Genomic DNA, 503 nt, shown 5'->3' on the forward strand with positions numbered 1-503 from the left:
GACTGTGGGAGCGAATTCATTCGCGAAAAAAATCAGCCACTTACAGAATCCGGTACAACAACCGCTCGATCCTGACCCGACTGACCCGGCGCAGAAACTTGCTCACGCCTTCGGGGTAATTGGCCAGGGTATCCAGCTCGTCGTACTGCCCAACCCGCTGGGTGTTCTGCATCAACTGCTGAATCTCTTCTTCCCGCGGCTTGAGCCACTGGCCTTTCGGGTCATCGATCAACAGGCCGTTTTCCAGGTCCAGATTGAAAGCCCGAGGGTTGAGGTTGTTGCCGGTCAGCAAGGTATAGCGATCGTCTACCCAGACGCCCTTGAGGTGGAACGTATTGTCGCCGTGCTTCCAAAGATGCAGGTTCAGTCGGTGCTGGGCGATAGCCTTCTTGTGCTTCTGGGCGAAGCGACGCAGGCTGATTTCATACAGATAGGGCAGGGCAGAAATGACCTTGAACGGCTCTTCGGGAGGAATGAAGAAGTCGTTGGCGGTCTTGTCGCCA

At 55.7% G+C, this 503-nt stretch carries 1 protein-coding gene; it reads right to left on the reverse strand.

Features of this window, described 5'->3' with window-relative positions:
- Positions 1 to 40: 40 nt before the first annotated feature.
- Positions 41 to 503: phospholipase D-like domain-containing protein (locus NRB16_RS29405; protein WP_257107634.1), on the reverse strand; the 463-nt coding region annotated here is incomplete at its 5' end.

Source organism: Pseudomonas sp. LJDD11, from assembly GCF_024584215.1.
Classification (GTDB): Bacteria; Pseudomonadota; Gammaproteobacteria; order Pseudomonadales; family Pseudomonadaceae; genus Aquipseudomonas.